The sequence below is a fragment of the Planococcus sp. MSAK28401 genome (assembly GCF_018283455.1).
Classification (GTDB): Bacteria; Bacillota; Bacilli; order Bacillales_A; family Planococcaceae; genus Planococcus; species Planococcus alpniumensis.
The window spans coordinates 163,669-185,890 of sequence record NZ_JAAMTH010000001.1 but is presented as its reverse complement, the minus strand read 5'-3'; the positions used below and the strand labels follow the sequence as shown (position 1 = coordinate 185,890).

Genomic DNA, 22,222 nt, shown 5'->3' with positions numbered 1-22,222 from the left:
TGAAAAAAGAGATCACTTATTCTACATTCTAAAATCAATGTTCTATCCAAGTATTTGGAGAAGCGTTCGCTCGTAAACCCTTCTGCTCAATAATGCTGCGCATTACTTTCGCAAAGATAAAGTCTCCCGTGTAGGTCGACCTTATCTTTCCAGTGGATCAGCGAGACGACCGAGACCCCTCAAGCAATGAATGAGCGAAGTTTAGCTGAGCGCATTCATTTGCGACGCATCTGCCACGCAGATGTGGGAGCAAGCGGGTTTTCTGCGATGCTCGAACGCAGCGAGAGTTGAGCACAAGGGTTTCACGGCGGCTGAGGAGGCTTGGGCGCGAGCCCACGGAAAGCGAGCGATAAGCTTCGGAAAATATGACTTCTTACATTTCTCGACACCCCAAAAGAAGAGCTGCCGCAGCAGCTCTTCTTTTTTCATTGCATATGATTGGTTTCCTGACATTTTTCGGCTAAACTGGAGCTAATCAGCACCATCGCAACTCTCCGTTTTCGTTAGGCTTTCAGGTTCAACCGGCTCAACTACCGATAATCAGAAGGGGGATTCCATGATGGGATGGGCACTTGGAATATTGAGTGCATTGATTTTTGCCAACGCCTTGTTTGCAGCGTCTGAAATTGCGTTGATTTCGTTGAATGATTACAAGATCAAGAAAATGGCCGAGTCCGGCAATAAAAAAGCCCAGCTGATCGACGCCATGCTGTCGCAGCCGAGCCAGTTCCTTGCGACGATCCAGATCGGCATTACACTCGCAGGCTTTTTGGCGAGCGCTTTCGCCGCGGACAGCTTTGCCGATGAATTGTCGCTTTATGTCCAAGGAACGTCGCTTCCCGTATCCCCCGGTATCGTGCAAATCACTTCCCTCATCTTTATCACCTTGCTGCTGTCCTATTTCACGCTCGTCTTCGGAGAATTGGTGCCAAAACGGCTCGCCCTGCAAAAACCACAGCCCATTGCAATGGCCATGATCTACCCGCTTCGTGCGCTCGCCGTGCTCACCAGCCCATTCGTCACCATTCTCTCTTGGTCAACCAATGGCGTAATTCGCCTGTTTGGCATCGACCCCCATCAGCCCGTGCCAGAAGAAACAGAAGAAGAAATCCGCCTGATGCTCGAAGCCGGCAAGGAAAAAGGCACCATCGAAGACATGGAGCAATTCATCATCACGCGCGCATTTGAATTTAACGACAAAGCCATCGAAGACATCATGGTTCACCGGACAGACATCGTTGCCATCTCTGCTGACGATTCGCTCGACGATATCGTGCGCCTCGCCACGCTGCACCCTTTTTCCAAATTCCCAGTCTATCAGGATGATAGAGACCATATGATCGGCAGTATCCATATTAAAGATTTATTCCGCTATCGGGAAAGTCCGCCGCAGCCAGCCTTCGATATCCGCCACATCATGCGGGCGCCCCATTTTGTGTTTGAAAAGCGTGAAATTGATGAAGTATTTCTGGAAATGCAGAAAAGCCATAACCATTTAGCCATCGTGCTCGACGAATACGGCGGAACGGCCGGCCTTATCACCTTGGAAGATTTGCTCGAAGAATTGGTCGGCGATATCCAAAGTGAAGACAAGCCTTCTGTTTAATTGATGGCTCAAGCCGTTTTATGCCGTTTTCTCATCAACAACCAGATGACCGCAATGCCGGCCAAGACGAAAATCCCGATGGCCATGGCGATGTATGCCGGATCTTCATTTACATCCTGTGGAATCCATCTTTCCGCGAGCGGTCCCGCACTCATCAATGCCGCAACGATAATCGTAATCCAAGATTTCGTGTACAGCGCATAGGCGATAAACGCGACAAGGCAGACGGCGACAATCATATAATTCTGTTCAGCCGTTGCCGTGAAGTAAGCCGCCGTATTCTCTGGTACCATCCATAAATAAAATGCCACCCAGAAGCCGATGACCAAAGTTGAAACCGCCACCGCGATCACGCCGAGCTTTACCGGCTGATCGTGGAACTTCGGCAATACTTTGAAAATCAGAGAACTATAGATGGCGAGGCTCAAGATGACGGGAATGATGCCCCATAGCACCGTTTGCGATAAGTTAAAATCCCCTGACAAGGCCGGCACATACGCCAAGTATGCAAGAATCACCAGCACCGTCGCCGGAATGAGGACTATCAATTCTTTCACCGCAATCGGCAGCGACGCCCCGATGCTCTTCATATACTGTTTCGGGTCTTTCCCGACGATGCTCTCGACGCTTTTGCCGTGTTTCTCCGATTCGATTAAATGGCTTTCCAATTCATCGACCACTTCGTTGATGTCTTCATCGCTTTTTCCCCGCTGCACCAAATACATGCGCAGTTCGATCAGGAATTGTTCAGATTTTGCAGATAGCATATCATTGCCCCCCTTTAGTGATCACCGCATCGACCGATTGCTTCAAATCAGCCCAGCGCCCGAGAAATTGCTCCAGTTCCGCTTGTCCCGCTTCCGTTAACGAATAATACTTGCGCTTCGGCCCGGCTGTCGATTTCCGTTGCACATTCGACACGAGCCCTTCTTTTTGCATCCGCAATAGCAGCGGATAGATGCTGCCTTCGCTAAATGATTGAAATCCGTAGCTCTGCAGCTTTTCGGCCAATTCATAACCGTAAATCTCGCCTTCTTCAATGATCGACAAGATGCAGCCATCTAAAATTCCTTTGAGCATTTGTGTAGAATCCGCCACTTTGCGCATCCGCCCTTTCTCTATTACTTCGCTACCTTGCAATGCAAGTGTTATAAAATCATCATAAACGATAAACCCTTGCATTACAAGTTAGTGAATGAAATTTTTTCCATAAAAAAACCAGCCTGCATTCAGGCCGGTCTTGTGCTTTAATTCTCTAATCGTTTTTGCAGAAAATACTGACTGAAGCCTTTCGGATGATCCTCTAGTTTGCCGAATACTTCGTAGCCGTTTCGTTTGTAAAAATCGGGCGCCTGGAAGCTGAACGTATCGAGCGTGATCAGACGGCACCCTTTTTCTTTCGCCGCTTGCTCCATCTTCTCAAGCAGCAGCTTCCCTTGTCCTTGCCCTCTCAGGCGTTCGTCCACCCATAAAAAGTCGACATGCAGATGCTGCCAGAACGCAGTAGCGGTGAGGCCGCCCATGATTGTCCCGTCATCGTCTTTCAGCACAACGTTCAGATGCTCCACCGGCGTCTTAACTTCGTCCGGCAAGTTTTTCATATTGTACTCAATCAATTTGTTTCGGATAAATTCACTATCTTGTCGATCTGATCCAGCTATCACTTTCATTGGCTTTCTCCCGCTCCTTCCTGTTGAATCAGTTCCACCCGGTTGCCGAACGGATCGCGGAACTCAAAACGCGAAAATCCCGGAATTGGCACCGCCTCCAGAATTTCAACAGCGTTCGTTTCCAGCCGCTCACGCCAATAGCGGATGTCTTCCACTTGATAGGCGAGATGCGCTTTTGTCGCCAAACGGTCAAAGCCGTCTTCAGTCCCGACATGCACTTCCTGTTGGCCGACTGAGAGCCAAAAGCCGCCGCGCCCTTTCAAGGCATCCGGCTTATCGATTTCCTGCAAGCCCAATAGCTCACAATAAAATGCTTTTCCTTGCGCTTCCGCCCCTTTTGGAATGGTGATTTGTGCGTGATGCAATCCGATGATCATATCGTCTCCCCCTGTTTCATTAATGAATATCGCGCTTCTTGAAATTGCCGCCTTTTACTTCAGCTACATCGTACACCGCCACAAAGGCCTGCGGGTCGATTTCGTAGATGATTTCCTTCATCTTGCTGTCTTCGAGGCGGTTGATGATGCACGTAATTTCCTTATAGTCTTCATTGGTATACGCCCCTTTGACCAAATTGTATGTAGCACTGCGCCCCAAGCGGTCGCGGATCGTCTCGACCATATTCTCGGGTTCACTCGTGATAATCTTATAGGTCTTCGAACCGCTCAAGCCTTCCTCCACCATATGAATCACTTTGGAAGCAATGAAATAAGCGATTCCCGACAAGAACGCACCCTGCAAACCGAAAACTGTCGACACGACGATAAAGACGAATAAGTTCAGGAATAAAATCAAATCACTCGTGCCAAACGGCAATTTCCGCGACAGCAAGACCGCGAGCATATCGATGCCGTCCAACGCGCCGCCATTGCGCAGCGCAAGTCCCATACCGAAACCGATGATGATACCCCCGACCACTGTCACGAGCAGTGAATCGCCTTCGACAATCTGCGGGACATGGTGCATAATGGTCGTCCCGTATGCCAAAGCGGCAATGCCGATCACCGAATAGATGGCAAAACTCTTGCCGATTTGCTTATACCCAAGATAAACGAAGGGAATATTCAGCAGGCCGATCAAAATCCCGAGCTGCATGCCCGTCAGCTGGGAACCGACAATGCTCAGTCCCGTCACGCCGCCGTCCGATACATTATTCGGAATCAATACGGCTTCTAATCCATATGCTGTAATGAATCCGCCAATGATGACCGCAAACGCCCGCAGCACTTTCTTAGCCCGCTTCCTTGCCCTTTTTTCTATCATAGTCCCCACTTGATTTCCTCTTTTCCTGCTAAACTCTTTGCTGTTCATTTTAATGATACACTTTCTTCCATTCGTGTTGAAACGATAACTCAATATTTTCCAGGCTTCGGAGTCCAGACTCTTCCACAATAAAATCCCGAATGGGGATGCTATTGTTCGCGTCCCTCATCCAGGATTCGGTGGAAAAGTTTATTCACTTGATCACTTGCGCAAAGGTTCCAGCGCATTTGTCCACGCATTGACCTGGTCGAGCATGGCATTGACCGATTTTTCGTGGACTGCTGCCGGCTTGAATTCGCTCATTTTCACGAAATCCGTAAACAAGGACATGGCCGGATGGGCCCTCACCGTGGCCACTTGCAGTTCCGCCATGATGATGCGCAAGGATTCCGCTGCCCGGACGCCGCCTGCCGATCCGTAGCTGACAATGCCTGCCGCCTTATTATTCCATTCGATGTACAAATAATCGATGGCATTCTTCAACGCTGACGTAACGCCATGGTTATACTCCGGGCAAATGAACACATAGCCGTCCAACTCAGCAATCTTTTTCGCCCACGGAATGGCTTCCGGCGTTTGATAATCCTGGCTATACGCCGCAGAAACCGGCTCTGCATACATCGGCAGATTGTATTCAGCCAAATCCACGAGTTCGTAGTCAGCGTCGCCGCGCTGGTCGGCGATGCCTTTCACCCATTCTGCCACTTGCAGGCTATTGCGTCCCGGACGTGTGCTGCCGGTAATGATGCCTATTTTCGTCATAACTCCGCCTCCTTTATGATGAACCTCTCTTGCCATCTGTATGCAGATCTCGATGCCCTTTCATCATAGGAGAAAAATCATTGCTTTTCAATAAAAAAGATTGAATATTCTTTCTTTTATCCACTTCAGCTTTATTGCATCACTTTCCGGGAGCCGTTTTTTTCACTGCCATCCAAATTTCGCTTTTTACATGGGCGGGATCCGACAAATCACCCGTAAATGAAATTTCCGGGGCTTCGGCCAGTTCATAACCGGACGATGGCAGCCATTCGGAGACAATTTTTCCCCAAGTCTCTTGCATCACACGGGGAAATTCTCCCTCTGCGGTAAACACCGCCCACGTGAGTGCGGGCACTGCCACTTGATCGAGGCCATTTCCAGGAACGGCATCTTTCGTCGTCAAAAAGCCGATCATGTGATCCAAACTGCCTTGTTCATCCATTCGCCCCTCGTCAAAATTGAACGATGCATTAACCACTTGATGCGGTTCCATATCCGCATAGCTGCGCATTTCTTCCCGTTGTTCCATTGAGATGCTTTTGGCAAGCGCCATAATCTCTTCATTTTCTTCTTCGAATTGGATCGCCACTCGTTTTTTCACTCCGATAATATTGAACGCCTGTTTTTCTTCGATTCGGTATTCCATTTCTACTCCTCCTTTTATTGTTAACTGGAAGGTCAATTTTGGGAACGACTTCAACATGCCGCTCTTTTGGACCGTTGAGGGATTGATTCCTGCCCATTCCTTGAAAGCGCGTGAGAATCCATCGGCTGAATCATAGCCATATTTGAACGCCGCTTCCGTCACGCTCATGCCGCCGTGCAAGTCCGCTGCGGCATTTGACAGCCGCCGCTTTCTCATATACTCGCCCAATGTGAAACCTGACAGGAAAGAGAACATCCGGCGAAAATGGTAAATGGACGTGCCGGCTATACGCTCTAGCTCGCGTTCGTCGATATCCTCTTCCAAATGCGCTTCAATATAGGCAAGCGCTTCGTTCATTTGCTTCAGCATATCCCCTGCCTCCTTCCTGCTTTTATTATAGATGCCCGCTGTTTCTCACACCCGACAAAAACGATATGGCTTTTGGCGGATTACAGGATATTCCCCAGGAAATAAAAAAACCCCCGCACGGATGCGGGAGTTCACTCATTGCTTATTCAACTGTTACGGATTTTGCCAAGTTACGCGGCTTGTCGACGTCACAATCACGGTGAAGAGCTGCATAATAGCTGATCAACTGAAGCGGGATGACCGATACAAGCGGTGTCAACAATTCATGGACTTTCGGCAAGACGTGGCTGTCGCCTTCTTCGTTCAAGCCTTCCATGGAAATGATGCACGTATTTGCGCCGCGTGCCGCTACTTCTTTAACGTTGCCACGGATGTTCAAGTTGACGGATTCCTGTGTTGCAAGCGCGATGACCGGTGTGCCTTCTTCGATCAATGCGATCGTGCCGTGCTTAAGTTCCCCGCCAGCAAAGCCTTCTGCTTGGATATAAGAGATTTCTTTCAGTTTCAATGCGCCTTCAAGGCCGACGAAATAATCCATCAAACGCCCGATGAAGAAGCAATTGCGTGTAGTCGAAAGATAATCCGTTGCAATCTGTTCAAGTTCTTCTTTCATATCGACTTGTGCTTGCACAGCATTCGCCACGATGCCCATTTCCTGGACTAAATCGAAGCCGATATCACGGCCGCGGCGCTCTGCCGTTACTGCTGCCAAGATCGAAAGTACAGCCAACTGCGCTGTGTATGCTTTTGTCGATGCTACCGCAATTTCAGGGCCTGCATGCAACAATAAAGTATGGTCTGCTTCGCGTGAAAGCGTAGAGCCTGCCACGTTTGTCACCGTCAGTGATGGGTGGCCCAATTCTTTGATGCGCACCAATACCTGGCGGCTGTCCGCTGTTTCGCCGGACTGGGAAATGAAGATAAACAACGGGTTTTCAGAAAGAAGCGGCATGTTGTAGCCGAATTCGCTCGCTACGTGCACTTCTACTGGGATGCCCGCCATTTTCTCCAAGTATTCCTTGCCGATCAAGCCTGCATGGTAGCTCGTGCCTGCTGCAATAATGTACAGGCGGTCTGCTGTTTCAAGTGCATCCAAAATCCCTGAGTCGATCGTCAATTGATCGTTCTCGTCTTGGTAAGCTTGGATGATTTTGCGCATAACTGCTGGCTGCTCATCGATTTCTTTCAGCATATAATGTGGGTAAGTCCCTTTATCGATATCGCTCATGTCGATTTCTGCTGTAAACGGATCGCGGGCTACTTCTTCGCCGTCTAGCGTTAAGATCTGTACGCTTTCTTTTTTCACGATGACAACTTCTTTGTCCATCAATTCAACAAATTGGTCCGTCACTTGCAGCATCGCCATTGCATCAGATGCGATGACATTGAAGTTCTCGCCAAGTCCGACAAGAAGCGGGCTCTTGTTTTTCGCTACATAGATCGTCTGCTCTTCTTCTGCATCAAGCAATGCGATCGCGTACGAGCCTTTCATCAATTTCAACGCTTTGCTGAACGCTTCTTTTGTCGTCATGCCTTCTTCAACAAATTTGCCGATCAATTGCACGATGATTTCCGTATCCGTGTCAGACTCCATTTCAACGCCTTCCAAATGGTCGCGCTGGATGTGGTGGTAGTTCTCGATAACGCCGTTATGAACGATCGTGAAGCGGTCTGATGTATTCTGATGCGGGTGAGCGTTGACTTTGCTTGGCTTGCCGTGCGTTGCCCAGCGTGTGTGCCCGATTCCTGTGTTTCCTGTCACATCGTCTTCCACGACTCCGCGCAAATCAGCAATACGGCCTTTTTCCTTGAATACTTTGATGCCTTCGCCGTTGCGCACTGCAATCCCCGCTGAATCATATCCGCGGTACTCCAGACGCTCCAAGCCTTTCAATAAAATCTCTTTTGAATCCTGTTCCCCGATATATCCAACAATTCCACACATAATTTATATTCCTCCAATTTTCTAAATGTCAAAATAAGCGTCCGCAAACGCTTTTTTGTGAGCCCGTGCTAGCTGGTTGTCCAATCGATCACTCGACTGTTTTAAGCTTGCACATAACGACCGGGCTTCGCGGCCGGGAGGTATCCGCCGAAATCTCGATACTCCTCCTCCTCGTCTACTGAAGACTGACTGGTCCGTCCGAGTTCTTCAGTACAGGCGCTATAATTGGTTTCCTTCGCACTTACCTCTATCCCCCTTTTGCATCGGCATTAAACCGACCTCCTTATCATAACCGCTCCATACAATTCCGTCAATCAACGCACAACTTCCCTTAGGACAATCCGCACAGTCATCTTCCAGCGGCTGGTTCATAGTTCCTCATGTTTTCTAACTATTTTCAGCTCCAAACAACTGACAGGCCGAACGAAAAGCCGTGAGAGCAAGCATGCTAGCTTTCCATTGCGTATCTGTGCCAAAAACCCCAAAACCTATCTTTTTGAATTCCTTGGTAAACTTTTGACGGTGCAGCCCCTTCAAATGACGATAAATAGCCATAAAGGTTTCAGCTAATGAAAATCTTGTTGAGTGAGTCGGACAAGCGAATGAGAAGAATTCATCATTGATCTTTTCATCGCAAAACAAACGCCTTCCGCTTTGGGCATGCCTCCCGCAATAAGCCAAGAAGAACACTTGTCTCATTGCTTCGGCTCGCCCGTGTGCGCGGTTCGGCTTTGAAATTTCATTGATATTGCGTGCGAGAAAGTATCGCTGTTGATTGGATGCATCCGTTGTTGGAGATGCTTAGCTGGATTTGAGAGTGAAATGGATTGTTCATTGATCTTTTCTTCGTGAAGTAGTCGCCTCCCGCTTGGGGCATGCCTCCCGCAATAAGCCAAGAAGAACACTTGTCTCATTGCTCCGGCTCGCCCCTGTGAGCGGTTCGGCTATTAGATTTCATTGATTGCTTTGAGCGACTGAGCTTCAGCTTCTTTTATTGCATCCACTGGTTGTCGATGCTTAGTGGGATGTGTGAGTGTGGCGTTATGGCCGTTGATTCTTTCATCTGTAAGAAGAGGCCTAGCTAGAGTTGATAGTGGAAAAGATGGTTAACTAGCTACTCTTTATGTAATTACAAAATTGGCTAAAACTATTCATGCTAATTTCAGTGACAGTTGAATTTGATTTCCGTACTACACTTAGAGATGGAGCGGAAGGGAGGCGACTCCGGGAGGATTAGCGAGACAATTGAGACCCTGCAAGCGAATATGCGAAAGGTATTGAGCGTATTCGTTTGCGAAACTCGAACATCGTGAGAGTTGAGCAGGCGGGGTTTTGTGCAGCGATCGAAGCGGCTCAATGCGAGCCCTCCGGAAAGCGTCCTCCCTGGAGCAGAATCTCCCTCTCCACTTTTTCAACAAAAAAAGGCCAGAGCATCCGCTCCGGCCTTTAGCTTATTTATTTCATGCCCATTTCTTCGCGTACGACTGCTGCGATCCGCTCCACGTACTCTTCGCACGCTTCTGCAGAAGGCGCTTCGACCATGACACGAACCAGTGGCTCGGTTCCGGAAGGGCGCACAAGTACACGGCCATCGCCGTCCATGTCGCGTTCCACTTCCGCAATCTTCTCTGCCACAAGCGCGTTATCCGTCACGCCGTGTTTGTCCGTTACGCGGATGTTGACGAGTTTCTGTGGGAAAATCGTCATTTCATTCGCCAGCTCAGACAATTTCTTGCCTGTGATTTTCATGATGTTCACCAATTGAAGGCCAGACAACAATCCGTCGCCTGTCGTGTTGTAATCAAGGAAAATGATATGGCCCGACTGTTCGCCGCCCAAATTGTATTCATTCTTCTTCATTTCTTCCACTACATAGCGATCGCCGACAGCCGTCTTGACGCTCTTCATGCCGTTTTCTTCAAGCGCTTTGTAGAAGCCCATATTGCTCATGATCGTTGAAACGACTGTATCCTGTTTCAAGCGGCCTTCCGATTTCAAATGCTTCGCGCAAATATACATGATCTGGTCGCCGTCGACAATCGTTCCCTTTTCATCTACCGCGATCAAACGGTCACCGTCGCCATCAAAGGCAAGGCCAACATCGGCACCTTTATCCACGACGAGCTTCGCAAGTGCTTCAGGATGTGTCGAACCGACGCCTTCGTTGATGTTCAAGCCGTTCGGCGAAGCACCCATCGAGCTGATGTCCGCATCCAAATCGGCAAACACATGAGTCGCCAATGTTGATGTCGCACCATGTGCGCAGTCAAGCGCCACGTGGATGCCATCGAATTCCTCATCCACTGTCTGCTTCAAATACTGGATGTATTTTTGGCCGCCTTCGAAATATTCGGTGATGCTGCCGAGGTCTCCGCCAGTCGGGCGCGGCAGATCGTCAGTTTCTGCATCAAGCAATGCTTCAATTTCCGCTTCCTGGTCATCCGACAATTTAAAGCCGTCTGAACCGAAGAATTTGATGCCATTATCTGCGACCGGGTTGTGGGAAGCAGAAATCATGACTCCCGCTTCCGCGCTCATGACGCGTGTCAGATATGAAACACCTGGAGTGCTGATGACGCCGAGGCGCATGACTTCTGCACCGACTGACAATAATCCAGCCGCTAATGCGTTTTCAAGCATTTCCCCGGAAATTCGTGTATCCCGCCCTACGAGCACTTTCGGTTTTTCCTTTGAGCTTTTCGTTAAGACATAGCCGCCAAAACGCCCAAGCCTAAATGCCAGTTCCGGCGTCAATTCGCTATTGGCTACCCCTCGTACACCATCGGTCCCAAAATATTTTCCCATGCTTTTCGCTCCTTCAATCACTCTGTATTATGATTTGTTTATATTAACCTAATTTTACATTTTTAGCTATTTTATTCTTCATTACTTTCGGCAATTTCCGGATTTTCCAACTCTTCCGGCACGATTAAAGATTCATCCACTGAAATGTCTGCTTCTATTTGCATCTCTCCTGGAGAAACCCCGGAGGCGCCAGATGGAATCGGCAATTCCACTGTCACCGTTGTATCGGATGCCGTGACGCTGTTCGCTTCCACTTCGATGACATATTCCTCCATGGCATCCACTACGCTGCGTGGACCAAAGACTCGTACTTGTTCGCTTGAAGGCGTCCACGAATTGATCGTGATGCCCGTTTGCGGATCGCCATTCGACTCGATGCGTACCGGCAGCTCGCGGCTGTATTCCTCTACCGTAACGTCGACCGCCACAGATTCCGGCTCGATCGTGACATTGTCAAGTTTCGTCAAATCCTCTGCCAGCACACGGACACGTGCTTCCGCAGTAAAAGATTCCTTGATTTCCGGTTCACCCGTCACGGTCGCTTTGACAAAGCTGATGGCATTGATGACACTTTGCGGCCCCGTCACAGTAACAGTATCGGGTTCAACAGACAAGCCGTCCAATACAAAGCCTTCCGCAAGCAAGCGCTCGTTCATCTCGGCATCGATATCGAATTCCTGTGACACCCGCTCCTCGAGCACGACATTAACAAATGCCGGATCTACGCGAGCGCTCAATTGCTCCGACAGGTTTTCCGTCTGGATCGGCACTTGATGCTCTCCTAACGGCAGGCTGCGCAAATCAATGAACAGTGTGTAATCATCGAGCTGGCGCGTTGTTTGAATGATACTCGCCGGGCCGCTCAAATACAAATCGACCGTTTCAGGCACACCGCTGACCATTAAGCTTTCGTCATAATACACTTGCAATTCCACGTCTTCGATCATTTCTGACACTCTTCCGGTTTCGGTCGTGGTCGTATTATTTTCCGTCTGGACGGAAAAGAAGAGCAGAAAGGCCAGGAATAATGCCATGATTCGAAGAAACCACGGATTGTCCATCATCTTATCCATTCTTTTTCCCCCTCCAATTCCACCAGGACGTCGATGCCTGCTGTTGTTCGGCACCGAACCAGATGCGGCGGAGCTTGACTTCAAAGTCTTCGAGCGACAAATTGCGGTGCAAATCGCCGTTCGCTGTCAAACTGATTGCGCCGGTCTCTTCCGATACGACAATGGTGATCGCATCCGTCACTTCACTGATGCCGAGTGCTGCACGGTGGCGCGTCCCCAGCTCTTTCGAAATGAACGGGCTCTCGGACAGCGGCAAATAGCAGGCAGCCGCAGCGATGCGGTTCTTCTGGACAATAACCGCTCCGTCATGCAGCGGCGTATTCGGAATGAATAAATTGATCATCAATTCGGAGGTAATGTCCGAATTCATCGGAATGCCCGTCTCTATGTATTCGCTGAGCCCGGTTTCACGCTCAATCGAAATGAGTGCCCCGATGCGACGCTTCGCCATATAGCTGACCGATTTGCTCATCGCTTCAATCAAGCGGTTGCGCTCGGATTCTTCATTAAGCGTGCTGCTCGAGAATAATTTCCCGCGCCCGAGCTGCTCGAGTGCGCGTCTCAGTTCCGGCTGGAAGATGATAATGATGGCAAGAAAACCCCATTCGAGCACTTGCTGCATGATCCAGCCAAGCGTTTCCAGGTTGAGCGCCTGGGTCACAAGACGCGCGATGATGATAAAGAAGATTCCTTTTAATAATTGGACAGCCTTCGTTCCCTTGATGACAGTAATAAGTTTGTAAATAACGAACCAGACCAACAGGATGTCGATAAGATTTCCGATCATCTGAAGCGGTGTCTGGTCAGTGAAGTTTTCCAAAAAAGGCATCTGCAACCCTCGCTTTTCTCCATGTACATATAGTTTCAGTATATCATATCACGCGACATCTGCCCCCATACAAAAAGCCCATCCATTGAATGGATGGGCTTTACTCGCCTATTGATTGGTCATTGCCGCCAAAAAAGCTGACGGCATCCTGGAAGGTCCCTTTGATCGTATACCAAAGCCACTCGAATGCTTGGTCAATTTCTTCAATTTCCCCATTGATGACACCACTCGATGCCATATACTGGCCGTTGACGATCGTCACGTCGCCTTCAAGTTCCCCATCAACCCGTAAATCCCCATTGCGGATCGTTATATCCCCGACAACGGTTTGTCCGGCTGGAACTACGACCGTTTCGCCTTCCACCACCAGATTTTCCTGTTTAGTAAAGGCAAATTGTTTGTCGTCGCTGAAGCTCGACATCATCGCTGCACTCATCAATAAGACGAAAAGTGCTGCCGCGATCATTAATGGGTGATGGCGCATAAAGCGTTTCACTCCGACGCGCTGGGATTCTTTCGGCAAGCCGGCCATCGTCTTTTGCACGAAATCCGGCGGTGCCTGGACGTGCGAAGCGCTTTGGACATACGCAATAGTCTTGGTCAGTTCTTGATATATTTTTCTGCAGTCGCTGCAGTTCTGCAAGGAATCTTTCAGTTCTTTCTCTTCTGATGGGCTAATTTCCCCGTCTAGGTAATCGTCCATCATGCGAATGACTTTTTCCGGACACGCATTCATCATGCTCGCCTCCTACAAATTGCTCAATTGCTTGCGAAGTGCTTCGCGCCCGCGGTGTATCCGCGTTTTCACCGTGCCAAGCGGCAAATCCAGAATTTCGCTGATTTCAGCCAGCGGCAATTCCTCGATATATTTTAACACAATCGCTGCTCGGTACTTATCCGGCAAGCGGCTTATTTCGTACTGCACCCGCTCCTGAACTTCCATCCGCATCAATTCTTCTTCCGGAAGCTCTTCGTCATTGGCAATCTTCGAATACATATTCAAGCCTTCCGTGCCTTTGACTTCCGCATCCAAGTGATAATCCGGCTTTTTCTTGCGGATTCGGTCGATGCACAGATTGGTAGCGATGCGGTAAAGCCACGTGGAAAATTTACGGTTCTGGTCGAAGGTGTGTATGTTCACATAGGCCCGCGTAAATGCTTCCTGTGCAATATCTTCCGCTTCATGCCGGTTGCCGAGCATACGGTAGCAAATCTGGAACAACTGATGTTGATACAGCTCCACGATTTCGGCAAATGCGTCTTGGTCGCCCTTCATGACTCGTTTTATTCGTTTATTCACTAACGCATCCATGATCTCATTTCCCTCCGCCATGCGGCTGTCTTTTATATACGGTCCAGTTCTGAAAAGGTTTCATTTTTTTCTCTTCTTCTATCCTATCAAACCATCCCTAGAAAAAACCAGCCAATTTCCAGTTCTTTGAATGAATTCATCAGTTTATTATTTCGCTGATAAGAATCATGCAGCGTGTTATCCAAGAGTCCTACACCCTTCTCCCTAATCTCTTATACATTCTGTGCAATAAAAAAAGCCGTCCGGAAATTCCGGACAGCCCCTTCATTCTTATACCAATTTTTCGCCAAGCAATGAACCGATCAATGCGACCGCCACATCAGCTGTGCGGTTCTTTTCATCGAGAATCGGGTTGACTTCAACAAATTCTGCAGAGGTGATTAACCCTGCATCGAACAGCATTTCCATCGCCAAATGGCTTTCGCGGTAGCTGATGCCGCCTGGCACCGGCGTACCGACGCCCGGCGTATACATCGGATCGATGCCATCGAGGTCAAGCGACAAATGGACGCCGTCCGTTTTACGCTCTTCACGCAAATAACGGATTGACTCCTGCATGACCTGATCCATGCCCATTTTATCGATTTCGTGCATGCTGAACACTTTGATGCCATGCTCTTTAATCAATTCGCGCTCACCTGGGTCAACAGAACGAGCTCCGATGATGACGATGTTTTCCGGCTTCACTTTTGGCGAATAGCCGCGGATGTCCGTCAATTTCTCATGGCCATGACCGAAGCTTGCTGCAAGCGGCATGCCATGGATATTGCCCGATGGCGACGTTTCGCTCGTGTTCATATCTGCATGCGCATCGTACCAGATAACACCCAAATTCTCGTAATGCTCCGAAATGCCGGCAAGCGTTCCGATCGCGATACTATGGTCGCCGCCTAATACTAATGGAAAATTCCCAGCTTTAGCTACACCTGAAACAGTTTCTCCAAGCGCTTCTGTTGCTTCAGTAATCACGTCCATATTGCGCAAATTCGTGTTTTCGTCCACTTTGCCGTCTGCTTTGCGGATTTGGATATCGCCTTCGTCATTTACCGAATGTCCGAGATTTTCGATACGGTCCACAACGCCTGCGTAACGGATCGCGCTTGGCCCCATATCGACGCCACGGCGCATTTGCCCGTGGTCCATTGGTACACCTATAATAGAAACATTTAATTTATTCATTATTTTATACCCCCTCAGTAAGATACATTCATTGTACCCTCTGAGCTTCTCTTGGCTCAACCTAACATTATTCCGAATATTTATTCATTTTCTCTTCCAGTGATTTTTTCACTTCCAGCCATTCCCGGTCAATAATGGAATAGACAACCGCGTCCCTGGGTTCCCCCGTCGAGCGGATTCGTTCGTTGCGTAAATGCCCTTCCTTCACCGCTCCTATCCGTTCGATCGATTTTTGGGAACGGATATTCTCAGCATCGGTTTTGAACTGGACGCGAATCATCTCCCGCTCTTCGAAGCAATAGCCCAGCAGCGCATGTTTGACGGCCGTATTGACATGTGTGCGCTGTGCTTTTTCACTATAGAAAGTGGCCCCGATTTCACAGCTTTTGTTCGTTTCATCAATCGAATAAATGCGTGTCGTGCCGACAATCTCGCCGCTTTCCGGAAGCTCCACGGCAAACACCAGAACATTGGATTGGTTCATTCCAGCCGATAACCACGCCTCTAAATCTTCAAATTGCTCCACCTTAGTCAGCATGTATTCGAAGATGTCCGGTGTATAAAGCGCCCATAATGCTTTAAAATCCTCACGTTTCAGCAAACGTAGCCGAATATTGCGCTGTTCAATATACATATCCATCCCCTCCTTATTTGCAGTATACCAGTGCATCCGCTACATCCGCCATTTTCTATAAGACTCTCGTCTCTTCAATTCACCTGAAATAAACTGATTGCACGCGGCTCAAGAACTCTTTTTCCAGTTCTCCCATATTGCGGGATAGGAAATACGTCGCGACACTGGGCAATGGGAATAAGTCAAAGCGGGCTTCCATCAAACGCCCCTCGATCAATTCACGGCGCACCATCGACTTTGGCAAAAATGACACACCGAGCCCTTCCTGGATAAACCGTTTTGCAATATGGGCCTGCGTCACTTTCATGGTCCGGATGCCCGGCAGCTGCACGCGCAATTTCACCAGTAAATCTTCCCAAAAAACGGGATGATGGTGCGTGAAAATGAAATTCTGCTGCAACACCTCTGCTGCTGAAACCACCGGTCCTCGCTCATCATCATAAGCATCCCTCGGCACAATGAGCAATAAAGGATCTTCATAAACCACTTCATGAAACATCATTCGTTTTGCCGGCCGCAAAGCGGAAATGCCAGCAGACACTTCCCCGCTTTCCACCAGGTCTTCAATCGCCTCCGACTCTTCCACGCGGATAACCAGCTCAATATCTGGGTGCGCTTTCGTAAATGAGTTTAGAATATAAGGCAGCACCGTCTCAGCCATCAACGGGGAGATTGCGATGGTCCATTTTCGCCGGTAGCCCTGGGCAAACGATTGAAGCTCGTCCACCGTCGAATCGAATTGTTCTACCAATATTTCTGCCTGCTGTTTAAAATGCCGCCCCTCCTCGGTTAGCACCACACGATTCTTGATACGGTCGAACAAACGAATCCCCAAATACTCTTCCAATTGCCGAATATGCACCGTCACACTCGGCTGCGATAACATCAAGCGTTCGGAAGTCTTGCGAAAATTTAAGGTTTCCGCAGCATCTGCAAAGGTCCTCAACCATTGCATCTCCATTTTCAATCCCCTTTCAATTAGTTTTTTTAATTATTTCAATTATAAATCTTTAATTTTCATAATCAAATTCACAGCTTATACTTAAGAAAAAGGAGGAATTTCCATGTTTCATAAAGGCCTTAAAGGCATTGTTGCCGTCCAAACTGCCATTGCATCTGTTGAAGGGGATAAAGGTGAACTGCGTTACCGCGGGACATTGGTGAATGAAGTAATTGAAGGAAAAAGCTTTGAACAAACAGCTTACTTCCTATGGCATGGGCATCATGCTTCAAGAGAAGAACTCGCAAGCCTCACTGAACAGTTAACATCCTATCGCCAGTTGCCGAATTATCTCTTGGCTATTGCGCAGGCCCTGCCCAAAGAGACTTCATTAATGGACGGGATCCGGACACTCGTTTCGGCTTATCAACATGCCGAATTCAAGAAATTGGCGAGTCAACAGCAAGCCATTGCCCTGACTGCTGCCCTTCCAGTGATGACCGCGCTTCTATACCGGCAAAGTACCGGCCAGGAATTCGTCACGCCAAGAAACGACCTGAGCCACACTGCAAACTATTTGTGGATGATTAAAGGACAAGTACCGACACATGCACAAACTGAAGCCTTGGAAACGTACTTGAACTTAACGATGGAACATGGCATGAATGCATCCACTTTCGCCAGCCGCGTCACCATTTCTACAGAATCGGACTTAAGCGCTGCCATCGTTTCCGCACTCGGCACCATGAAAGGCCCTTTGCATGGAGGCGCCCCGTCCGGCGTGCTTGAATTGCTTGATGAAATCCAGTCTCCCGAAAGGATCAATCCGGTCATTGAACAAAAGCTGTCCCAAGGAGAAAAAATTATGGGGTTCGGCCACCGGGTATATCGCACAGAAGATCCGCGCGCTATCTTACTTCGCGAAAAATGCCAGCAGTTGCAACAACAAGACCCATGGCTAAACCTTGCAGTCTTAGCAGAAAAAGAAATCACTCATTTGCTAAATGAACGAAAGCCAGGACGGGCCCTTTATACGAATGTAGAATTCTATGCAGCAGCAATTATGCGGTCTATCCAAATGCCACCCGAACTATTCACCCCAACCTTCAGCATTGCACGGGTTGTCGGCTGGACTGCCCACGCTATAGAGCAACAGCAAGATAACGTGATTTTCCGGCCGCAATCCGAATATATTGGAAGCTAAAAAAACCCCGTATCCAATTGAATGGATACGGGGTTTTTACACATGGATTGCACATGGAACAATGGAGCCTAGGGGGCTCGAACCCCTGACCTCGACGCTGCCAGCGTCGCGCTCTCCCAGCTGAGCTAAGGCCCCGCGCGAAAAATGCGCAAAGATAAATGAGCCATGAAGGATTCGAACCTTCGACCCTCTGATTAAAAGTCAGATGCTCTACCAACTGAGCTAATGGCTCAAAATAAAAAATGGCTGGGGTACCTGGATTCGAACCAGGGCATGACGGGATCAAAACCCGTTGCCTTACCGCTTGGCTATACCCCAAAGCAATAAAAACTGGTGGTGGGGGGCAGATTCGAACTGCCGAACCCGAAGGAGCGGATTTACAGTCCGCCGCGTTTAGCCACTTCGCTACCCCACCGCTATACGATTAATATCCAAAATGGACACATGGTGGAGGATGACGGGATCGAACCGCCGACCCTCTGCTTGTAAGGCAGATGCTCTCCCAGCTGAGCTAATCCTCCATGAATGGTGACCCCTACGGGATTCGAACCCGTGTTACCGCCGTGAAAGGGCGGTGTCTTAACCGCTTGACCAAGGGGCCTTACAAAAAAATTATAAAGAAAACAGTTTCCGATGTAAAGAAACTTTAAAGAATCAAAAGCTTCCAACCGGGTTCGAACCGGTGACCTCTTCCTTACCATGGAAGCACTCTACCTGCTGAGCTATGGAAGCAAGGTAAAAGGAAATCTCGGTACAAAGTAAAAAAAGATGATTGCCCAGCGACGTCCTACTCTCACAGGGGGAAACCCCCAACTACCATCGGCGCAAAAGAGCTTAACTTCCGTGTTCGGGATGGGAACGGGTGTGGCCTCTTTGCCATCATCACTGGACTCTTTGAGCTTGTTCGCTCAAAACTGGATAAATCGACATTGTGGGAAACTCACGTTTCAGTTTGTTGGTTAAGTCCTCGATCGATTAGTATTCGTCAGCTGCACGTGTCGCCACGCTTCCACCCCGAACCTATCTACCTCATAGTCTTTGAGGGATCTTACTTGCTTGCGCAATGGGAAATCTCATCTTGAGGGGGGCTTCGTGCTTAGATGCTTTCAGCACTTATCCCGGCCACACATAGCTACCCAGCGATGCTCTTGGCAGAACAACTGGTACACCAGCGGTGTGTCCATCCCGGTCCTCTCGTACTAAGGACAGCTCCTCTCAAATTTCCTGCGCCCGCGACGGATAGGGACCGAACTGTCTCACGACGTTCTGAACCCAGCTCGCGTACCGCTTTAATGGGCGAACAGCCCAACCCTTGGGACCGACTACAGCCCCAGGATGCGATGAGCCGACATCGAGGTGCCAAACCTCCCCGTCGATGTGGACTCTTGGGGGAGATAAGCCTGTTATCCCCGGGGTAGCTTTTATCCGTTGAGCGATGGCCCTTCCATGCGGAACCACCGGATCACTAAGTCCGTCTTTCGACCCTGCTCGACCTGTCCGTCTCGCAGTCAAGCTCCCTTGTGCCTTTACACTCTGCGAATGATTTCCAACCATTCTGAGGGAACCTTTGAGCGCCTCCGTTACTCTTTAGGAGGCGACCGCCCCAGTCAAACTGCCCGCCTGACACTGTCTCCCAAGCCGCTAAGGCTTGTGGGTTAGAAGTTCAATACAACCAGGGTAGTATCCCACCGACGCCTCCCCCGAAGCTGGCGCTCCGGGTTCTCTGGCTCCTACCTATCCTGTACAAGTTGCACCAAAATTCAATATCAGGCTACAGTAAAGCTCCACGGGGTCTTTCCGTCCTGTCGCGGGTAACCTGCATCTTCACAGGTACTATAATTTCACCGAGTCTCTCGTTGAGACAGTGCCCAGATCGTTACGCCTTTCGTGCGGGTCGGAACTTACCCGACAAGGAATTTCGCTACCTTAGGACCGTTATAGTTACGGCCGCCGTTTACTGGGGCTTCGGTTCGCACCTTCGCTTGCGCTAAGCACTCCCCTTAACCTTCCAGCACCGGGCAGGCGTCAGCCCCTATACGTCACCTTACGGTTTTGCAGAGACCTGTGTTTTTGCTAAACAGTCGCCTGGGCCTATTCACTGCGGCTCTCTCGGGCTGTAACACCCTACCAGAGCACCCCTTCTCCCGAAGTTACGGGGTCATTTTGCCGAGTTCCTTAACGAGAGTTCACTCGCTCACCTTAGAATTCTCTTCTCGCCTACCTGTGTCGGTTTGCGGTACGGGCACCTCCCGCCTCGCTAGAGGCTTTTCTTGGCAGTGTGAAATCAGGGACTCTGAGGTAAACCTCTTGCCATCACTGCTTGATGTACATAGAAACGGGATTTGCCTCGTTTCTCATCTCACAACTTGGACGTGCACAACCAACGGCACGCTCACCCTATCCTTCTGCGTCCCCCCATTACTCAAACGGCGGGGAGGTGGTACAGGAATATCAACCTGTTGTCCATCGTCTACGCCTATCGGCCTCGACTTAGGTCCCGACTAACCCTGAGCGGACGAGCCTTCCTCAGGAAACCTTAGGCATTCGGTGGACGGGATTCTCACCCGTCTTTCGTTACTCATACCGGCATTCTCACTTCTAAGCGCTCCACCAGTCCTTCCGGTCTGACTTCAACGCCCTTAGAACGCTCTCCTACCACGGACATCTACGATGTCCATCCACAGCTTCGGTAATCCGTTTAGCCCCGGTACATTTTCGGCGCAGTGTCACTCGACCAGTGAGCTATTACGCACTCTTTAAATGATGGCTGCTTCTAAGCCAACATCCTGGTTGTCTAAGCAACGCCACATCCTTTTCCACTTAACGGATATTTGGGGACCTTAGCTGGTGGTCTGGGCTGTTTCCCTCTTGACTACGGATCTTATCACTCGCAGTCTGACTCCCAAGCATAAATCACTGGCATTCGGAGTTTGTCTGAATTCGGTAACCCGGGATGGGCCCCTAGTCCAAACAGTGCTCTACCTCCAGGATTCTCTTCTTGAGGCTAGCCCTAAAGCTATTTCGGAGAGAACCAGCTATCTCCAGGTTCGATTGGAATTTCTCCGCTACCCACACCTCATCCCCGCACTTTTCAACGTGCGTGGGTTCGGGCCTCCAGTAAGTGTTACCTTACCTTCACCCTGGACATGGGTAGATCACCTGGTTTCGGGTCTACAACTGCATACTCACTCGCCCTATTCAGACTCGCTTTCGCTGCGGCTCCGGCTTCTCACCTTAACCTTGCATGCAATCGTAACTCGCCGGTTCATTCTACAAAAGGCACGCTATCACCCATTAACGGGCTCTAACTACTTGTAGGCACACGGTTTCAGGATCTATTTCACTCCCCTTCCGGGGTGCTTTTCACCTTTCCCTCACGGTACTGGTTCACTATCGGTCACTAGGGAGTATTTAGCCTTGGGAGATGGTCCTCCCGGATTCCGACGGAATTTCTCGTGTTCCGCCGTACTCAGGATCCACTCTGGAGGGAACGAACTTTCAGCTACGGGGCTATTACCCTGTCTTGCGGACCGTTCCAGGTCGCTTCGCTTAATCCGTTCCTTTGTAACTCCGTATAGAGTGTCCTACAACCCCAGAAGGCAAGCCTTCTGGTTTGGGCTGATCCCGTTTCGCTCGCCGCTACTTGGGGAATCGCATTTGCTTTCTCTTCCTTCAGGTACTTAGATGTTTCAGTTCCCTGAGTCTGCCTTCTCATGTGCTATGTATTCACACATGGATACTGCTCCATTACGAACAGTGGGTTTCCCCATTCGGAAATCCCCGGATCACAGCTCACTTACAGCTCCCCGAGGCATATCGGTGTTAGTGCCGTCCTTCTTCGGCTCCTAGTGCCAAGGCATCCACCGTGCGCCCTTATTAACTTAACCACTGAATGGTCAAAAAAAATAAGTTGATCGCAAAGCGATCACGCTACTTGATGCTTGTTTCTTAATCAATGTCGATCTATCCAGTTTTCAAAGAACAA

Annotated in this window: 19 protein-coding genes, 7 tRNA genes and 2 rRNA genes; 2 read left to right on the top strand and 26 right to left on the bottom strand. The window is 49.4% G+C overall.

All coding sequences use genetic code 11. From position 1 onward, the window contains the following. The first annotated feature begins 556 nt into the window (after positions 1-556). Positions 557-1,606, top strand: coding sequence for a hemolysin family protein (locus G3255_RS01005; protein WP_211652881.1), 1,050 nt, complete (start codon positions 557-559; stop codon positions 1,604-1,606). 8 nt (positions 1,607-1,614) lie between these two features. Here the strand turns inward: G3255_RS01005 and G3255_RS01000 are convergent, their stop codons facing one another. From G3255_RS01000 to G3255_RS00920, 17 genes are all read right to left on the bottom strand, one after another. Then, positions 1,615-2,373: a DUF1129 family protein gene (locus G3255_RS01000; RefSeq protein ID WP_211652880.1), complete on the bottom strand. Its 759-nt coding sequence runs from the start codon at positions 2,371-2,373 to the stop codon at positions 1,615-1,617. Position 2,374: 1 nt separating this feature from the next. After that, positions 2,375-2,704, bottom strand: coding sequence for a PadR family transcriptional regulator (locus G3255_RS00995; protein ID WP_211655715.1), 330 nt, complete (start codon positions 2,702-2,704; stop codon positions 2,375-2,377). 149 nt (positions 2,705-2,853) lie between these two features. Next, positions 2,854-3,276, bottom strand: a complete 423-nt coding sequence (locus G3255_RS00990; protein WP_211652879.1) for a GNAT family N-acetyltransferase — start codon at positions 3,274-3,276, stop codon at positions 2,854-2,856. Continuing rightward, positions 3,273-3,653, bottom strand: coding sequence for a VOC family protein (locus tag G3255_RS00985; RefSeq protein ID WP_211652878.1), 381 nt, complete (start codon positions 3,651-3,653; stop codon positions 3,273-3,275). The genes G3255_RS00990 and G3255_RS00985 overlap by 4 nt, the downstream gene beginning before the upstream one ends. A gap of 19 nt (positions 3,654-3,672) precedes the next feature. Further along, positions 3,673-4,539 (bottom strand): YitT family protein, encoded by an 867-nt coding sequence (locus G3255_RS00980; RefSeq protein WP_249222180.1) that lies wholly within the window; start codon positions 4,537-4,539, stop codon positions 3,673-3,675. 201 nt (positions 4,540-4,740) lie between these two features. Next, on the bottom strand, positions 4,741-5,301 hold the full coding sequence (locus G3255_RS00975) for an NADPH-dependent FMN reductase (RefSeq protein ID WP_121300655.1): 561 nt from the start codon (positions 5,299-5,301) through the stop codon (positions 4,741-4,743). Positions 5,302-5,440: 139 nt separating this feature from the next. Next, entirely contained in the window at positions 5,441-6,316 is an 876-nt protein-coding gene (locus G3255_RS00970; RefSeq protein WP_211652876.1) for an AraC family transcriptional regulator, read from the bottom strand. A gap of 142 nt (positions 6,317-6,458) precedes the next feature. Continuing rightward, a complete protein-coding gene (gene glmS / locus G3255_RS00965; protein WP_211652875.1) occupies positions 6,459-8,261 on the bottom strand; it encodes a glutamine--fructose-6-phosphate transaminase (isomerizing) in 1,803 nt (600 codons plus the stop codon). Between the two features lie 387 nt (positions 8,262-8,648). After that, positions 8,649-8,960, bottom strand: a complete 312-nt coding sequence (locus G3255_RS00960) for a hypothetical protein (protein ID WP_211652874.1) — start codon at positions 8,958-8,960, stop codon at positions 8,649-8,651. Positions 8,961-9,716: 756 nt separating this feature from the next. After that, a complete protein-coding gene (gene glmM / locus G3255_RS00955; protein ID WP_211652873.1) occupies positions 9,717-11,066 on the bottom strand; it encodes a phosphoglucosamine mutase in 1,350 nt (449 codons plus the stop codon). Positions 11,067-11,137: 71 nt separating this feature from the next. Further along, a complete protein-coding gene (locus tag G3255_RS00950; protein WP_211652872.1) occupies positions 11,138-12,139 on the bottom strand; it encodes a CdaR family protein in 1,002 nt (333 codons plus the stop codon). Continuing rightward, the gene (gene cdaA, locus G3255_RS00945; protein WP_211652871.1) at positions 12,132-12,968 is read right to left on the bottom strand and encodes a diadenylate cyclase CdaA; all 837 of its coding nucleotides are present in this window, start codon (positions 12,966-12,968) and stop codon (positions 12,132-12,134) included. Before cdaA ends, G3255_RS00950 begins: the two co-directional genes overlap by 8 nt. 100 nt (positions 12,969-13,068) lie before the next feature. Then, positions 13,069-13,704, bottom strand: a complete 636-nt coding sequence (locus tag G3255_RS00940) for a zf-HC2 domain-containing protein (protein WP_211655714.1) — start codon at positions 13,702-13,704, stop codon at positions 13,069-13,071. Between the two features lie 12 nt (positions 13,705-13,716). Beyond that, the gene (sigW, locus tag G3255_RS00935) at positions 13,717-14,280 is read right to left on the bottom strand and encodes an RNA polymerase sigma factor SigW (RefSeq protein WP_101189215.1); all 564 of its coding nucleotides are present in this window, start codon (positions 14,278-14,280) and stop codon (positions 13,717-13,719) included. Between the two features lie 270 nt (positions 14,281-14,550). After that, entirely contained in the window at positions 14,551-15,459 is a 909-nt protein-coding gene (rocF, locus tag G3255_RS00930; RefSeq protein ID WP_211652870.1) for an arginase, read from the bottom strand. A gap of 67 nt (positions 15,460-15,526) precedes the next feature. Continuing rightward, on the bottom strand, positions 15,527-16,093 hold the full coding sequence (locus G3255_RS00925; RefSeq protein ID WP_249222032.1) for a GNAT family N-acetyltransferase: 567 nt from the start codon (positions 16,091-16,093) through the stop codon (positions 15,527-15,529). A 79-nt stretch (positions 16,094-16,172) separates the two neighbouring features. Then, positions 16,173-17,054, bottom strand: coding sequence for a LysR family transcriptional regulator (locus G3255_RS00920; RefSeq protein ID WP_211652868.1), 882 nt, complete (start codon positions 17,052-17,054; stop codon positions 16,173-16,175). Positions 17,055-17,157: 103 nt separating this feature from the next. Between G3255_RS00920 and G3255_RS00915 the strand changes: the two genes are divergently transcribed. Then, a complete protein-coding gene (locus G3255_RS00915) occupies positions 17,158-18,237 on the top strand; it encodes a citrate synthase/methylcitrate synthase (RefSeq protein WP_211652867.1) in 1,080 nt (359 codons plus the stop codon). Between the two features lie 62 nt (positions 18,238-18,299). Here the strand turns inward: G3255_RS00915 and G3255_RS00910 are convergent. From G3255_RS00910 to G3255_RS00870, 9 genes are all read right to left on the bottom strand, one after another. After that, positions 18,300-18,372 (bottom strand) — tRNA-Ala (locus G3255_RS00910). Positions 18,373-18,396: 24 nt separating this feature from the next. After that, positions 18,397-18,469 (bottom strand) — tRNA-Lys (locus G3255_RS00905). 11 nt (positions 18,470-18,480) lie between these two features. Further along, a tRNA-Gln gene (locus G3255_RS00900) sits at positions 18,481-18,555 on the bottom strand. Between the two features lie 13 nt (positions 18,556-18,568). Beyond that, positions 18,569-18,652 (bottom strand) — tRNA-Tyr (locus G3255_RS00895). Positions 18,653-18,682: 30 nt separating this feature from the next. Further along, positions 18,683-18,758 (bottom strand) — tRNA-Val (locus G3255_RS00890). Between the two features lie 5 nt (positions 18,759-18,763). Beyond that, a tRNA-Glu gene (locus G3255_RS00885) sits at positions 18,764-18,838 on the bottom strand. A gap of 58 nt (positions 18,839-18,896) precedes the next feature. Then, positions 18,897-18,969, bottom strand: a tRNA-Thr gene (locus G3255_RS00880). 42 nt (positions 18,970-19,011) lie between these two features. Continuing rightward, positions 19,012-19,127, bottom strand: a 5S ribosomal RNA gene (gene rrf / locus G3255_RS00875). A 65-nt stretch (positions 19,128-19,192) separates the two neighbouring features. Further along, positions 19,193-22,124: ribosomal RNA gene (locus tag G3255_RS00870) — 23S ribosomal RNA — on the bottom strand. Positions 22,125-22,222 lie beyond the last annotated feature (98 nt).

Excerpts from the sequence above, each read along its gene's own strand:
- G3255_RS00960 (WP_211652874.1), bottom strand. The coding sequence starts at position 8,960 with ATGAGACAAGTGTTCTTCTTGGCTTATTGCGGGAGGCATGCCCAAAGC.
- glmM (WP_211652873.1), bottom strand. The coding sequence starts at position 11,066 with ATGGGAAAATATTTTGGGACCGATGGTGTACGAGGGGTAGCCAATAGC.
- G3255_RS00915 (WP_211652867.1), top strand. The coding sequence starts at position 17,158 with ATGTTTCATAAAGGCCTTAAAGGCATTGTTGCCGTCCAAACTGCCATT.
- G3255_RS00990 (WP_211652879.1), bottom strand. The coding sequence starts at position 3,276 with ATGAAAGTGATAGCTGGATCAGATCGACAAGATAGTGAATTTATCCGA.
- G3255_RS01000 (WP_211652880.1), bottom strand. The coding sequence starts at position 2,373 with ATGCTATCTGCAAAATCTGAACAATTCCTGATCGAACTGCGCATGTAT.
- G3255_RS01005 (WP_211652881.1), top strand. The coding sequence starts at position 557 with ATGATGGGATGGGCACTTGGAATATTGAGTGCATTGATTTTTGCCAAC.
- G3255_RS00950 (WP_211652872.1), bottom strand. The coding sequence starts at position 12,139 with ATGGATAAGATGATGGACAATCCGTGGTTTCTTCGAATCATGGCATTA.
- G3255_RS00940 (WP_211655714.1), bottom strand. The coding sequence starts at position 13,704 with ATGAATGCGTGTCCGGAAAAAGTCATTCGCATGATGGACGATTACCTA.
- G3255_RS00980 (WP_249222180.1), bottom strand. The coding sequence starts at position 4,539 with ATGATAGAAAAAAGGGCAAGGAAGCGGGCTAAGAAAGTGCTGCGGGCG.
- G3255_RS00970 (WP_211652876.1), bottom strand. The coding sequence starts at position 6,316 with ATGCTGAAGCAAATGAACGAAGCGCTTGCCTATATTGAAGCGCATTTG.
- cdaA (WP_211652871.1), bottom strand. The coding sequence starts at position 12,968 with ATGCCTTTTTTGGAAAACTTCACTGACCAGACACCGCTTCAGATGATC.
- G3255_RS00985 (WP_211652878.1), bottom strand. The coding sequence starts at position 3,653 with ATGATCATCGGATTGCATCACGCACAAATCACCATTCCAAAAGGGGCG.
- glmS (WP_211652875.1), bottom strand. The coding sequence starts at position 8,261 with ATGTGTGGAATTGTTGGATATATCGGGGAACAGGATTCAAAAGAGATT.
- G3255_RS00925 (WP_249222032.1), bottom strand. The coding sequence starts at position 16,093 with ATGTATATTGAACAGCGCAATATTCGGCTACGTTTGCTGAAACGTGAG.
- rocF (WP_211652870.1), bottom strand. The coding sequence starts at position 15,459 with ATGAATAAATTAAATGTTTCTATTATAGGTGTACCAATGGACCACGGG.
- G3255_RS00920 (WP_211652868.1), bottom strand. The coding sequence starts at position 17,054 with ATGGAGATGCAATGGTTGAGGACCTTTGCAGATGCTGCGGAAACCTTA.
- sigW (WP_101189215.1), bottom strand. The coding sequence starts at position 14,280 with ATGGATGCGTTAGTGAATAAACGAATAAAACGAGTCATGAAGGGCGAC.
- G3255_RS00975 (WP_121300655.1), bottom strand. The coding sequence starts at position 5,301 with ATGACGAAAATAGGCATCATTACCGGCAGCACACGTCCGGGACGCAAT.